The following is a 14086-nucleotide window of genomic DNA, read 5'->3' on the forward strand; positions in this document are numbered from 1 at the left end:
TGAAGTGACGCGACAGTAGACCTTTGGGACTAGCCGCCGCAAGTTGGCATCACGCTTCGTGAACAGTTTGAGACACGAATTCGTGGCCCTTGCCCATTTTTATCTGACATTTGCCGGCGGGGCCTTTTCCGCTACAGGAGAATATGATTCAACCGGCCGTCCGCGGGTGTCGGGCATCGGAATCACGAGCAGGGGGCACATGGCCAAGGAAACGCGCGGCGATTTCTATCCGGTACCAATCGTCGACCAGAACACGCGTCCGGGTGCTGTCGCCAGGCTCATTGTCTTCATCGTCGTCCTGACCGGTGCGGCCATCGTCTTCGGACTTTTCCGCGAGCGTCTGGGCGACCCCTTCCTGCTCGGGATGCTCGGTGTGCTCGCCATGATCGGCGTCGGCTTCCTGTTCGCCACGGCCATCGGCTTCGTGCAGATCGCGCCACGCTCGACCAGCGACGAACTGTCGAAGGCCTTCGTGGATTCGATGTCACAGGGACTTCTGGTCACCGACACCAAGGGCCGCGTCATCTATGCAAACCGGGCCTATGCCGACATGACGGGGGCGGCATCGGCGACCGACCTGAAGACCGTAGAGGGCCTGCTCTCGGATGTTCCCGAGGCCTCGATGACCATCTACCGGCTCGCTTCCGGCCTGCGCGACGGCCAGTCCGGCGATGGTGAGTTCCGGCTGGCGCAATCCATCAAGCCGGGCGCGGAGCCCGGGGCGCGCTGGTATCGCGCCCGGGCGCGAGCCTTCAGCGTGCCCGGCCAACGCCTGCCGATGCTCGCCTGGCAGCTCGCCGACATCTCGCAGGAGCGGGCCGAGCAGGAGCGCTTCTTCCTCGATCTGCAGAAAGCCATCGATCATCTGGATCACGCGCCGGCCGGTTTCTTCTCGGCCGACCAGGAGGGTCGCGTCACCTATATCAATGCCACCCTTGCCGAATGGCTCGGCATCGACCTTGCCAGCTTCACTCCGGGAGCCATCACGCTGCCGGAAGTCGTCGCCGGCGACGGTATGGCGCTGGTCCGTTCGGTCAAGGCCGATCCCGGCACGACGCGCAATGCCGTCATCGACCTCGACCTGACGACGATGAGCGGTCAAGCCTTGCCGGTCCGCTTCATGCACCGCGTTTCGGCGAGCCGCGAGGGCGTCAACGGCCCGACCCGCACCATCGTGCTCAACCGCACCCAGGGCGAAGACGCATCCGCGGATCTGCGCGCATCGGAAGTCCGCTTCACCCGCTTCTTCAATTCGACGCCGATGGCAATTGCCGGCGTCGATGCCAGCGGCCGCATCCTGCGTACCAACGCGCCGTTCCTGTCACTGTTCTCCTCCGTCGTCGACCGCGATGCCGTCGACCGCCGGGTGCGGCTGGACACTGTCGTCCACGAACGCGACCGCCCCGCTTTCGCCGTCGCCTTCGAGAAGGCGCGCCAGCGCCAAGCCGACATAGACCCGATCGATACCGTGCTGCCGGGCAACGAGAACAGGCACGTGCGCTTCTACGTCAACGCCGTCGCCGACGGTACCGGCGGCGAGGGGGCGGAGGAATCGGCCATCGTCTATGCCGTCGAGACGACCGAGCAGAAGGCGCTCGAAGGCCAGATGGCGCAGAGCCAGAAGATGCAGGCGGTCGGCCAGCTCGCCGGCGGCATCGCGCACGATTTCAACAATGTGCTCACCGCCATCATCATGGCATCGGATCTTCTGCTCACCAACCACCGGCCGTCGGATCCGTCCTTCCCCGACATCATGAACATCAAGCAGAACGCCAACCGCGCGGCATCGCTGGTCAGGCAATTGCTCGCCTTCTCGCGCAAGCAGACGCTGCGGCCGGAAGTGCTCAACCTGACCGATGTTCTGGCGGACCTGCGGATGCTGCTTGCGCGCCTCGTGGGCAATGACATAAAGCTCAAGATCGACCACGGCCGGGACCTGTGGCCAATCAAGGTTGATATCGGCCAGTTCGAGCAGGTGGTGGTCAACCTCGCCGTCAACGCGCGCGACGCCATGCCTGGCGGGGGCGACCTGACGGTGCGCACCCGCAACGTCATGAGCGACGAATGCAAGTCCTTCCCCTATCGCGAGCTCACGCCGGCCGACTATGTGCTGGTTGAGGTCGAGGATACCGGCAGCGGCATTGCGCCCGAAGTGCTGAAGAAGATCTTCGAACCGTTCTTCACCACCAAGGAGGTCGGCAAAGGCACAGGCCTCGGCCTCTCGATGGTGTACGGCATCATCAAGCAGACCGGCGGCTTCATCTATTGCGATTCCGAGGTCGGCAAGGGTTCGGTCTTCCGGATATTCCTGCCGCGTCATGTCGCCGAGGTGAAGAAGGCGAGCGAGTCCGGCGAGGCTGCGGCCGCGGCGGCGCCGGCAAAGCCGCCCGAGGCGGCCAGGGATCTGTCCGGCTCGGCCACCGTGCTTCTGGTGGAGGATGAGGACGCGGTGCGCATGGGGGGTGTGCGGGCGCTGACCTCGCGCGGCTACACCGTCCACGAAGCGTCCTCCGGAGTCGAGGCCCTGGAAGTGTTCGAAGCCCTTGGCGGCAAGGTCGACATCGTCGTCTCCGACGTGGTGATGCCCGAAATGGACGGGCCGACGCTGCTCGGCGAATTGCGCAAGCGGCAGCACGACATCAAATTCGTCTTCGTTTCAGGCTATGCCGAGGACGCCTTCGCCAAGAACCTGCCGGCCGACGCGCATTTCGGCTTCCTGCCGAAACCGTTCTCGCTGAAGCAACTGGCGACGATCGTCAAGGAAGTGCTGGAATCCTGACAAGTTGCTTGCGTTGCGCGAGACTGTCATGATGGTAAATGGGACCAATCATGGGGGTGGTAGCGCGTGACGCCGCACAACGACGCGGAGAGGGGGGATTTCGCCGAGACGGTGCTTCTGCCCGGCGATCCCGAGCGCGCGCAGTGGATGGCCGAAACCTTCCTGGAAAGGCCGCGCTGCGTCAATCGCCGCCGCGGCGCTCTCGGTTTCACCGGCCGGTTCCGCGGCAAGGCGGTCAGCATCCAGTCGACCGGGATCGGCGGTTCGTCCTTCCTGATCTACGCCCACGAGCTGCTGGACTATCACGGCGTGAAGACGCTGATCCGCACCGGCACGTGCGGTGCCCTTGCCGAAGCCGTGGCGCTGCGGGGCGTCGTCATTTCGGGCGCCGTCCGCGCCGAAGGCCCGATCAGCGGAGACGTGTTCGGGCTTTACGAGCCGGCGGGGCCGGATCCGGCGCTGCATGCGCTGGCGGTACGGCGCGCTGCCGATCTCGGCATCACCTGCAGCCCGGGGCTGACGGTGTGCAGCGACATATTCTATCACCCGCAAGGCCGCGACCGATTTGACGAAGCACGCACTCTGGGCGCGCTGGCGGTCGATATGGAAACCAGCGCGCTCTACCGTATCTCGGCACAGTTTGGCGCGCGCGCCCTGTCGCTGCTGACGGTGGTCGACCATGTCGTCACCGGCGAGCAGACCGAGTATTCCGAACGCCAGGCACTGTTCACCGACATGACGCGGCTGGCACTCGAAGTGGCGGCGGAAAGCTAGCGGTTGAGCGTTTGATGAAGCGCTGACCCCTCGGACGAGCGCTGCGCAAACGACTTCAGCTATCTCTTGGTGCAGGTCGAGGCGGTGAAGGCGCCGTCGGGCTGCTTCATGATGATGTCGAAGGACGGGCCGGCCGGGTCATCGAGCGTCGCCTGCGTCAAGGAAATCGAGTTGCCGCCGCTGGTGTAGCCGCCGAGCGGACCGAGCCAGCTGATCTCGCCGTTGGGGTTAATCTGGTAATTGTAAGCCTGCGGTGCGCCGCCGAAGCTGACCGGGCCGCTGTAGAGATCGCCCTTGATGGTGATGTCGCCGAGGTTGAGGAACATGCCGAGCAGGTAGACTTCGCAATGGTAAACGCCGTCCGGCATCTTGCCTTCGGCGAAGCCGGCGCGGGCGCCGCTCGCGGCAGACAAGAAAAACAGGAAGCTCAGGACAATTCGCAGGATCATGACGTCGCTCGTTTGCGCGGCGACCTTGCCCTATTTTGCGGTTGCATCGCAACCGCCGCCGAGTTCCGCTGCTGCAGCCCGGATCCATATTTGGCAAGCCGAGTCACTGGGTGAAATCCAGGCAGTCCTGCGCAAAGTTTCGTCAGTATCTGGGTGCGACCGGGTTCTCCGCTGCTTGGCGGTTTAGCGGTAACCAATTGAAAATATGGATTATCCTGGCATCCAAGCGGCGGCCCGCGGTTTGGCATGTCGATTGCAAGGCTTATTGCGCATTGGTCTTGTCGCCCAATGACGCGGCGATCCGTAAGGACCGATCGGCGGCCGCAAGTGGCAGACCGACACAAGCGTTGCCTTCGAGGGGAAGGCGCCCGGCCGGAGCACGGGGAACGACCGCACCCGGCCGGGCATCAATTTGCAGACAGACGAAAATCGTCCCGGCCGCGCGAGAGGGCAAACTCTGGCGCGTCGAGGGCCGCGTGCTAGTCTTTTCCCGGCCTTGGTGAGTCGGCCGCTTTCCGTACCAGTCGCGAATGAGGGGGAGCGCGTGCGCTCAGCCGGCAAGCTCCACGCAAGCAAGCCTGCCTAGCCTTCCAAAACAGTGATTGTCGGTCAATGCGTCCAACCACGACTTGCCAGGGGACGGCGATGGAACGTTTTGTCGAGGACTATCAGAAGCGACGCCTCACCGAACGCGTCGACATCATGACGGCGATCAGCATCCTGATGTCGCAAGGCTACGAAGAGCATGAACTGATCGGGGAAATGACCAAGGTTTTTTACGTCGACCTCGACGCCTACAACGAGGTGCTCGGACGGCACTGACCCCGAAGCCAGAGCTGCGGCTCAGTCGGTGCGACGACGGTCGAACGCGCGGTTACGGCCGCGCTCTTTGGCAGCGCAAGCGCTTTGTCGGCGGCGCTGGGCACCTTGTCGAAGCTCGACCTTCGCAACCTGCGTTATAGGATCATTACCGACAATAGCAGCACAAAGCCGATCGCCATCATCAGCAGGCCCGGCCAATTCTGTGAAAGGCCGAGGAAGCGCAGGCCGCGCCGTCGGGGCTCGAGCGTTGGGCCAGGCGTTGCGAGGGGTGGCTTGGGGCGATCCGAAGCTGCAGGTGCCGGATCGCTAAGTTGCCCGCGCCAGAGGACTGCACCCGCCATATACACAACCCCGGCGACAGTAAGCACCGCCCCGATGAGGATGACAGTCATATCACCTCGCTTTCTCCGGGTCTCCCGATGCCGCGGCCCTTGGCAGCGTTCTGCTAAGCCCAGCCGCTATGAAAACCGGCCCCTGGCGAATAGGCAAAACGGTCCAGCTGCCCGGCAAGTTCCGACGGAGCTACGCAAAGTGTGTCCACCCAAGAAGGCTTCCGGTTGCGCAGTGAAGGCTCGCCGCTTCAAGTCACCCGCTTCATTAGTGCCATGGCGCCGAAGGGCGCACGCACCTTGCCTTCGGTGATGAAGTAGACGAACACGTCGCGCGGCTTCGCCGGCGCGTCGGTCTCGGAATCGACGCGCGGCAGGTCGGACGGCTGTTTGCCCTCAGCCCAGGTTTTCACGCGTGCCGCCCATTCGTCGAGAGCCCTCGGCGTGTAGCAGTCCGGATTGTCGTCGCTGCCGGTCTGCAGCCGCGCATACACGAAGTCGCCGGTGATGTCGGCAATGGCCGGATATTTGGCATGGTCGGCATAGACGATCGCGGCATTGTACTTGCGCGCCAATGCGGGGAATTCCGGCACCACGAAGCTGTCATGCCTGACTTCGACTGCGTGGCGAAGCGCGACACCATCCTGCTTTTCCGGCAGCAATTTCAGGAAAGCCTCGAAATCATCCGCATCGAATTTCTTCGTCGGCGCGAACTGCCACAGGATCGGCCCGAGCTTTTCGCCGAGCGCGGCAACGCCCGAACCGAGGAAACGCATCATCGATTCGCCAGCCTCGCCGAGCACGCGGCGGTTGGTGACGAAGCGGTTGCCCTTCAGAGAGTAGACGAAGCCATCAGGCGCCTCTTGCGCCCACTTCACGAAGGTCGGCTCCTTGAAACTGGAGTAAAAGGTGCCGTTCACTTCGATCGTCGGTACCTGGCGGCTCGCATAATGCAGTTGCTTGGCTTTGGCGAGCTTCTCCGGGTAGAAAGACGTATCCCAGGGCTCGAAGGTCCAGCCGCCCATGCCGGCGCGGATCTTTCCTTGGCTGGCCATTGTCATTCTCCCACTTTCGGATTGCGATCAGGCGGTTCTGCCGACGGGCTTCGCCATGTCGACCAGGGTCCAGCCCGGCCGATATGGATTGGGCCGGCGACCCTCCTCGCGATAGCCATAGGCGGTGTAGAGCGCGATGTTCCGCTCCATCCGCGCATTGGTGTAGAGCCGCAGCTCGGGCAAGCCCCACGACCGCGACTGCTCCTCGGCAAAGTCGAGAAGCGCAATGCCGAGCTTCCTGCCTTGGAAGGCCGGCGCGACGGCGACACTGAAGATCATGGCGTGATCGGCATGCCGCTCGAGAACGAGCAGGCCGGCCAGGTGCGAACCTTCTTCAAGCAGCCAGATCTCGCCGCGCTCGATGCGAGGCGCGTAGTCTTCCGTCACGGGAATCGGCGGCGCGCCGAGCAGCGCAGTGTAGGGCGCGTAGGCTTGCGTGGTCAGCGCGACGACGGCCGGGAGGTCCTCAGCGCTGGCGAGCCTCATGATTGGTCCATCCCAGCAGCGGCCACGGCGACCTTTCCCATCATTCGGCCGCTTCGCGTTTGCCTCCGGGGCGCCGCTCCAGAAGCTCCTTCAGAAATTGCCCGGTATAGCTGCGTTTCTCGCGCACGATCGCTTCCGGCGTGCCGGAGGCGACCAGCTCCCCGCCGCCGTCGCCGCCCTCCGGGCCGAGGTCGAGCACCCAGTCGGCGGTCTTGATGACTTCAAGATTGTGCTCGATCACCACCACCGTGTTGCCCTGGTCGACCAGCTCGTGCAGCACCTCGAGCAGCTTGGCCACGTCGTGGAAGTGCAGGCCGGTGGTCGGCTCGTCGAGAATATAGAGCGTCTTGCCGGTCGCCTTGCGCGACAGCTCCTTGGCGAGCTTGATGCGCTGCGCCTCGCCGCCCGACAGCGTCGTCGCCTGCTGGCCGATATGGATATAGCCGAGGCCGACCTGGTTCAGCGTCTCCAGCTTGTCGCGCACGGCCGGCACAGCCGAGAAGAACTCGACTCCCTCCTCGACCGTCATGTCGAGCACGTCGGCAATCGACTTGCCTTTGAACAGCACGTCCAGCGTCTCGCGGTTGTAGCGCTTGCCGTGGCAGACGTCGCAGGTGACGTAGACGTCGGGCAGGAAGTGCATCTCGATCTTGATAACGCCGTCGCCCTGGCAGGCCTCGCAGCGGCCGCCCTTGACGTTGAAGGAGAAGCGGCCCGGCTGATAGCCGCGTGCCTTCGCCTCCGGCAGCCCGGCGAACCAGTCGCGTATCGGCGTGAAGGCACCCGTGTAGGTCGCCGGGTTGGAGCGCGGCGTGCGGCCGATCGGCGACTGGTCGATGTCGATGACCTTGTCGAGAAACTCCAGCCCTTCGATGCGGTCATGCTCGGCCGGATGCTCGCGCGAGCCCATGATGCGGCGCGACGCGGCCTTGAACAGCGTCTCGATCAGAAAAGTCGACTTGCCGCCGCCGGACACGCCGGTGACCGCGGTGAAGGTGCCGAGCGGGATCTCGGCGGTCACGTTCTTCAGATTGTTGCCGCGCGCGCCGATGACCTTGATGCGCCGGTTCTTCTTGGCCTCGCGGCGCACCGCCGGCGTCGCCACTTCGAGCTCGCCCGACAGATATTTGCCGGTGATCGAGGCCGGCGTCGCCATGATCTGCTGCGGCGTCCCCTGGGCAATGATCTGGCCGCCATGGATGCCGGCCGCCGGGCCGATGTCGACGACATAGTCGGCATGCAGGATCGCGTCCTCGTCATGCTCGACGACGATCACCGTGTTGCCGATGTCGCGAAGGTGCTTCAGCGTGTCGAGCAGTCGCGCATTGTCGCGCTGGTGCAGACCGATCGATGGTTCGTCGAGCACATAGAGGACGCCCGTCAGGCCGGAGCCGATCTGCGAGGCGAGGCGGATGCGCTGGCTTTCGCCGCCGGATAGCGTGCCGGAATTGCGCGACAGCGTCAGGTAATCGAGGCCGACATCGTTGAGGAAGCGCAGCCGCTCGCGGATTTCCTTCAGCACCCGCACCGCGATCTCGTTCTGCTTCTCGCTGAGCTGCGCCGGCAGGTCGGTGAACCACTGGTCGGCCTTGCGGATCGACTGCTCGGTGACTTCGCCAATATGCTTTCCGGCGATCTTCACCGCGAGCGCTTCCGGCTTCAACCTGTAGCCGTTGCAGGCGGGGCAGGGCGTGGCCGACATGAAGCGCTCGATTTCTTCGCGCATCCAGGCGGATTCCGTTTCCTTCCAGCGCCGTTCGAGATTGGGGATGACGCCCTCGAAGGTCTTCGTCGTCTTGTAGGAACGCAACCCGTCGTCATACTGGAAGGTGACTTCCCGCTCCCCCGTGCCTTGCAGCACGGCCTGCTTCGCCGCCGCGCTCAGATCCTTGAACTTGTCGCCGAGCTTGAAGCCGTAGACTTTGCCGAGCGCCTCCAGCGTCTGCACGTAGTAGGGCGAGGTGGACTTCGCCCACGGGCTGATCGCGCCGTCGCGCAGCGAGACATTCTCGTCCGGCACGACGAGATTGGCATCGATGGCGCGCTGGCTGCCCAACCCATCACAAGTCGGGCAGGCGCCGAACGGATTGTTGAACGAGAACAGCCTGGGCTCGATTTCCGGAATGGTGAAGCCGGACACCGGGCAGGCGAATTTTTCCGAGAACATGAGGCGCTCATGCGTCTCGTTCTTCGACTTGTTGACCGAGTCCTCGCCGGTCTGGCTGGCGTCGAGCGGCCGGTCGGCGAACTCGGCCACGGCCAGTCCCTCGGCGAGCTTCAGCGCGGTCTCCATCGAATCCGCAAGCCGCGTCGCGAGATCGCCGCGCACGACGATGCGGTCTACGACGACGTCGATGTCGTGCTTGTATTTCTTGTCCAGCGCCGGCACGTCGGCGATCTCGTAGAAGACGCCGTCGACCTTGACGCGTTGGAAACCCTTCTTCTGCAGTTCCAGCAGTTCCTTGCGGTACTCGCCCTTGCGGCCGCGCACGATCGGCGCCAGCAGGTAGAGGCGCGTGCCTTCCTCCAGCGCCAGCACGCGATCGACCATCTGGCTTACCGTCTGGCTCTCGATAGGCAGGCCGGTGGCCGGCGAGTAGGGAACGCCGACGCGCGCGAACAGCAAGCGCATATAGTCGTAGATCTCGGTGACGGTGCCGACCGTCGAGCGCGGGTTGCGGGAGGTCGTCTTCTGCTCGATCGAGATCGCGGGCGACAGGCCGTCGATCTGGTCGACGTCCGGCTTCTGCATCATTTCCAGGAACTGGCGGGCATAGGCCGACAGGCTTTCGACGTAACGGCGCTGGCCCTCGGCATAGATGGTGTCGAAGGCAAGCGACGACTTGCCGGACCCCGACAGGCCGGTCATGACGATCAGGCTGTCGCGCGGCAGGTCGAGATCCACATTCTTGAGATTGTGTTCGCGCGCCCCGCGAATGGATAGGTATTTATGGTCGGCCATCGCCGGTCGCCGCCTCAGGTCTGGAATTTGCTGGATTGGCGGGTTCGTCCCGGCCATCCCTTATGTAGGTCGTTTCGCTGCAACTTCGAGTGACGCCCAAAAGGGGGGTTTAACCGTCTTTCGCGCGAGCCGGCAAGCGGAAAGAACAAAGGCCGAACAGGCTCCTGACAAAGGCTGTGGAAACGCCCAGTCGCCAAGAGCAGCCTGGCCGCGTTCGACTTACCTGGACGTAAGCTTCAGGCGATCACATTTTTCGGTAACCGGCTATTCAACGGTTGACGTCGCCGACCCAGGGGAGCAGTGTCGAGACGTCAACGAAGCCGGCCGTCTTTCGATGGCCTCGCCACCCAAAGGTGGCTTGCGAGACGCCGCAGGCGATAGCGATTTGTGCTTCAACGACATTGTCGCAACGGACCCAGGAGCGGAGCATGACGCCACCGGACAGTCCCTTGAGGCTCCACGCGTGGATGGAGCCACGGCGGGCATAAGTGCCAGGGTGGGCGTGAGCGCCAACCCGACAAACCGTGACTTGCCGATCCTCTTACAATCAGAGACCATAGTCGGATCGTCGGCTGAACGCCGCGTTGCATCCGAAGCAGAACGCCGGCAGTACACTCCCGGCAAATATTGGATTTCAGATCCATGAAAGCCCCGTCCACCTGCGGAAGCAGTGGCGGGGCTTGCAGTTTGGGTCACCTCACGTCCTCGTCCTTGGGCGCAGCTCCGCGAAGCGGAGCGAAGCCCCAACGATCTAACCCGTGATCTTAGCCGAGGAATGCAACGGAGCAGAATTCTGCATCGGTTCGGGCGGCATGGATCCTCGGGTCTGCGCGCGTCGTTTCGCTCATCGCGTCGCCCGCCGATGACGAACTGAAAAGCGCTTGCGTCAATCGCCGACGCCGGAATCAATGGTTGGGCGGCCTGATGTCGCCCGCGCCCATGTCGATGGTTATGCTGCCGGAAATCCTGACATCGGTATCGCCGATCTTGAAAGTCCCGCCGCTGCCGGCGGGCAGGGCGTCGTCCGGCTCCGGCTCTGCAACCGGCTTGGCGATGCGGTAGTCGCCGCTGACGCCGGGCAGCTTTTGCGTCGTACTTTCATCCGCGAAGGCTGCGGTGCCGGCCATCATCGCGCCTGCGAGCGCGGCAGCCGCAATCAGGGGACTTCTCGACGATCGGATCATGCGCGGACTATAGGGGCGCGCCGCAGGGGAGGCCAGACTGGCGGCGATCAAATCGCCGCGCGCTCACCATCACGCGGCCTTCTTACGGGTATCATAGACATGGTCGACGAGGCCCCAGGTTTTGGCCTCCTCGGCCGTCATGAAATAGTCGCGGTCGAGCGTGCGTTCGACCTCTTCGTAAGTGCGCCCGCAATGCCGGGCATAGAGTTCCGTCATGTGGCGTTTGGTGCGCAGGATGTCCTCGGCATGGCGCTGGATGTCGGAGGCCTGGCCCTGGAAGCCGCCCAGCGGCTGATGCAGCACGATCCTGGTGTTGGGCAGCGCAATGCGCCGTCCGGGTGCGCCCGCCATCAGCAGGAAGGACGCCATCGACGCGGCGAAGCCCATGCAGACCGTCGACACCGGGCAAGAGATGTACTGCATCGTGTCGTAGATGGCGAAGCCGCTGGTCACCACGCCGCCCGGCGAGTTGATGTAGATCGAGATCTCCTTGTCGGGATTGTCGGATTCCAGCGACAAAAGTTGGGCGCAGACCAGCGCCGACACGCCGTCATTGATCTCGCCGTTGATGAAGACAATGCGCTCGCGCAGCAGCCGCGAGAAGATGTCGAAGGCGCGTTCGCCGCGGGTCGACTGCTCGATAACCATCGGCACCAGATTGGCAAGGGCGCTCATGGCCAAGTCTCCTTGTGGTCAAGCTGCGCGCAGCATCATGCAGGGCGCATTGGCGGCGATCGGGTTCTTGCGTGCGTCGAGCGACAGCCCGCAGCCGGCACCAGCGATGGCGACGGCAGCATGCGCCGCCGGCACGAAGCCGTCATGAAGGATGCGCAGATGGGTGCCGCCGGAAACCGTCCGCTCGAGCGTGAAGGTGACGACGCTATCGAAGGCGGGCAGTTGGTTGTCATCTTCGGCGCTCGACCGCTCACGCCAGGAATAGCGCAGCAGCTTGCCTGGCTCGATATTGAGCACTTCGCATTCGATCGGCGTGTCCGGTCCCACGAACGCGAAGCGTTTGCCGGCCTGCGGCAGGATGTCGTTCGGCATCATCCAGGCGGCGAGCAGTTCCGGCTCGGTCAGCGCGCGCCAGACTTTTTCCGGCGGCTCGGCGAGTTCGCATTCGAAGTTGAGCGGCGCGGGGGCGGCTTGTGGATTTTTTGTCGCCATCATTGGTCCATTCCCTTCAGAACCGTCTTCAGTTTCTCGATACGCTCCGGCCAGAAGGCGCGGTAGCGCTCGATCCAGCCGATCAGCGGATCGAGCCCTTGCGCATCGGCGCGGTAGTAAGCGTTGCGGCCGGCGCGCCGCTCGACGACGAGGCCGGCGCTGCGCAAGACGGCAAGATGCTGTGAGACGGCCGGCTGCGATACGCTCATGCCGGCGCGCAGTTCGGACACCGTCATCTCGCCTGCCGCGAGCCGTTCATAGACGGCGCGCCGCGTCGGATCGGCAAGCGCCCGGAAAATTTCTGCTTCGATCATCGTCAAAGCATAAGTCGATACTTATCGATTTGGCAAGCGGTGTTTTAGGATGCCCAGTGCCTTACCGGTTCAGCGGCTCCGTCGAAGCTGGCCTCGAAGATCGACGACGCGAGCACGGCGTGGACGTGAAGCACGCCGGAGCCGATGTTGCGAAAGCCGTGCTCGCGGTGTGCCGGAATGATCAGGGACTGTCCGGCGGCCAGCACCGCACGTCGATCATCGATCCACATCTCGGCTTCGCCGGCGATTACCGTCAGCACTTCCTCCACGCGATGCGAATGCGTCGGCGCGCCGGCGCCTGGATCGGCCCATTGCTCGAAAATGCAAAGCTCGGCCGCGCCATTGGCGGCGGCAATATGCATCCGCGTTTCCACTCCGGCCCGCCACAGTTCGCGTGGCTGATCGCTATGCGTGACGATGTTCATTCGGACGCCTCCCCTTTTGCGCTGCGGGCCGAGACACTACCTGTTGCTGACATTCCTTGACAGATGCAGAGGTCAAGTCTAGAACGAAAAGAGAACAAAAACCTTGTGGGAAAAGCCAGCCTTTGCAGGCAGCGGCGGCCTGCAGGCTGTAAGGTGCAGCGACGTAAGTTTTGTTTCGGATGAGCGCGGAGAAGTACGATGGCGGGTAGCGTCAACAAAGTCATTCTGGTCGGCAATCTCGGAGCGGATCCTGAAATCCGCCGCCTGAATTCGGGCGAGCCGGTCGTCAACATCCGCATCGCGACTTCGGAAAGCTGGCGCGACAAGAACTCCGGCGAGCGCAAGGAAAAGACCGAGTGGCACAATGTCGTCATCTTCAACGACCAGCTCGCCAAGGTGGCCGAGCAGTATTTGAAGAAAGGCATGAAGGTATATGTCGAGGGCCAGTTGCAGATGCGCAAATGGCAGGACCAGACCGGCAATGACCGCTACACGACCGAGGTCGTGCTGCAGAAATTCCGCGGCGAATTGCAGATGCTCGATGCACGCGGCGAAGGCGGCGGCCAGGTCGGCAACTATGCCGGGGGCGGCGGCAACAGCCGCGGTTCCGATTTCGGCCAGTCGGACCCGAACGAAGGCTTCAGCCGCGGAGGTGGCGGCTCCAGGGGTGGTGGTGGCGGCGCGTCGCGCGAGCTGGACGACGAAATTCCGTTCTGAGCATCGCGAGTTCGCCATGAGCCTTCGAGGGAAGGCGGGCCGATCGGCGCCGCCTGGTTGCTCAGCACAGCGGCATGATAAAGTTCTATCTGCGCGCACCGATCGGCGCTAGCATCTTCATGCTGATGCCCGGGCGGAGCATGCACGCGCGCGTGTCGGTCAATGGGGCGGCGGCCTCGCAAAGGGAACCATCGTGAAAGCACGGGTCAAATGGGTGGAGGAGCGCACCTTCGTCGGCGAATCCGGCAGCGGACATAAGGTCGTGCTGGGCACGGCGCATGGGCCGGAAGGCAGGACACCGGGGCCAAGCCCGATGGAACTGGTGCTGATCGGGACAGGCGGCTGCTCGGCCTATGACGTGGTTCATATCCTCGAGAAAGGCCGGGAGGCGGTCGAGGACTGCGTGGTCGAGCTCGACGCCGACCGGGCCGAGACCGAGCCGCGCGTCTTCACCCGCATCCACATGCACTTCATCGTCAAGGGCCGCGCCCTGTCGCACGACAAGGTGAAACGGGCGATCGACCTGTCGATCGAAAAATACTGCTCGGCGACCGCTATGATGGCAAAGACTGCTTCCGTCACGCATGACTTCGAGGTCGTTGATACAGCTGCGAAATAGGCGG

The 14086-nt window shown here is 63.6% G+C and carries 14 protein-coding genes; 5 read left to right on the top strand and 9 right to left on the bottom strand.

The window, feature by feature from the left end:
• The first annotated feature begins 199 nt into the window (after positions 1-199).
• Positions 200-2779 carry an ATP-binding protein gene (locus tag EN818_RS01335; protein WP_095805964.1) on the top strand — a complete coding sequence of 860 codons (2580 nt, stop codon included), beginning with the start codon at positions 200-202 and terminating at the stop codon, positions 2777-2779.
• A gap of 66 nt (positions 2780-2845) precedes the next feature.
• Positions 2846-3553 (top strand): DeoD-type purine-nucleoside phosphorylase, encoded by a 708-nt coding sequence (locus tag EN818_RS01340; RefSeq protein WP_135903918.1) that lies wholly within the window; start codon positions 2846-2848, stop codon positions 3551-3553.
• A gap of 59 nt (positions 3554-3612) precedes the next feature.
• Here EN818_RS01340 and EN818_RS01345 read toward each other — a convergent pair whose 3' ends face one another.
• Positions 3613-4002: a hypothetical protein gene (locus EN818_RS01345; protein WP_095805962.1), complete on the bottom strand. Its 390-nt coding sequence runs from the start codon at positions 4000-4002 to the stop codon at positions 3613-3615.
• Between the two features lie 645 nt (positions 4003-4647).
• Between EN818_RS01345 and EN818_RS32495 the strand changes: the two genes are divergently transcribed.
• The gene (locus tag EN818_RS32495) at positions 4648-4824 is read left to right on the top strand and encodes a hypothetical protein (RefSeq protein ID WP_095805961.1); all 177 of its coding nucleotides are present in this window, start codon (positions 4648-4650) and stop codon (positions 4822-4824) included.
• Positions 4825-5404: 580 nt separating this feature from the next.
• Here the strand turns inward: EN818_RS32495 and EN818_RS01355 are convergent.
• The 8 genes from EN818_RS01355 to EN818_RS01390 form a co-directional block, all read right to left on the bottom strand.
• Positions 5405-6208: a DUF72 domain-containing protein gene (locus EN818_RS01355; protein ID WP_095805959.1), complete on the bottom strand. Its 804-nt coding sequence runs from the start codon at positions 6206-6208 to the stop codon at positions 5405-5407.
• Between the two features lie 27 nt (positions 6209-6235).
• Positions 6236-6694 carry a GNAT family N-acetyltransferase gene (locus EN818_RS01360; RefSeq protein ID WP_095805958.1) on the bottom strand — a complete coding sequence of 153 codons (459 nt, stop codon included), beginning with the start codon at positions 6692-6694 and terminating at the stop codon, positions 6236-6238.
• A 40-nt stretch (positions 6695-6734) separates the two neighbouring features.
• The gene (gene uvrA, locus EN818_RS01365) at positions 6735-9656 is read right to left on the bottom strand and encodes an excinuclease ABC subunit UvrA (RefSeq protein ID WP_095805957.1); all 2922 of its coding nucleotides are present in this window, start codon (positions 9654-9656) and stop codon (positions 6735-6737) included.
• 905 nt (positions 9657-10561) lie between these two features.
• Entirely contained in the window at positions 10562-10786 is a 225-nt protein-coding gene (locus EN818_RS01370; protein ID WP_245420339.1) for a hypothetical protein, read from the bottom strand.
• Between the two features lie 123 nt (positions 10787-10909).
• Positions 10910-11515 carry an ATP-dependent Clp protease proteolytic subunit gene (locus EN818_RS01375; RefSeq protein ID WP_095805955.1) on the bottom strand — a complete coding sequence of 202 codons (606 nt, stop codon included), beginning with the start codon at positions 11513-11515 and terminating at the stop codon, positions 10910-10912.
• An 18-nt stretch (positions 11516-11533) separates the two neighbouring features.
• Positions 11534-12010: an SRPBCC domain-containing protein gene (locus EN818_RS01380; protein WP_095805954.1), complete on the bottom strand. Its 477-nt coding sequence runs from the start codon at positions 12008-12010 to the stop codon at positions 11534-11536.
• Positions 12007-12321, bottom strand: a complete 315-nt coding sequence (locus EN818_RS01385) for a metalloregulator ArsR/SmtB family transcription factor (RefSeq protein ID WP_095805953.1) — start codon at positions 12319-12321, stop codon at positions 12007-12009. The genes EN818_RS01380 and EN818_RS01385 overlap by 4 nt, the downstream gene beginning before the upstream one ends.
• Before the next feature lie 44 nt (positions 12322-12365).
• Positions 12366-12746, bottom strand: coding sequence for a cupin domain-containing protein (locus tag EN818_RS01390; protein WP_165350030.1), 381 nt, complete (start codon positions 12744-12746; stop codon positions 12366-12368).
• Positions 12747-12944: 198 nt separating this feature from the next.
• Between EN818_RS01390 and ssb the strand changes: the two genes are divergently transcribed.
• A complete protein-coding gene (gene ssb, locus EN818_RS01395) occupies positions 12945-13463 on the top strand; it encodes a single-stranded DNA-binding protein (protein WP_095805952.1) in 519 nt (172 codons plus the stop codon).
• Between the two features lie 193 nt (positions 13464-13656).
• On the top strand, positions 13657-14082 hold the full coding sequence (locus EN818_RS01400) for an OsmC family protein (RefSeq protein WP_095805951.1): 426 nt from the start codon (positions 13657-13659) through the stop codon (positions 14080-14082).
• The last annotated feature ends 4 nt before the right edge of the window (positions 14083-14086 follow it).

Source organism: Mesorhizobium sp. M3A.F.Ca.ET.175.01.1.1 (genome assembly GCF_004791945.1).
Classification (GTDB): domain Bacteria; phylum Pseudomonadota; class Alphaproteobacteria; order Rhizobiales; family Rhizobiaceae; genus Mesorhizobium.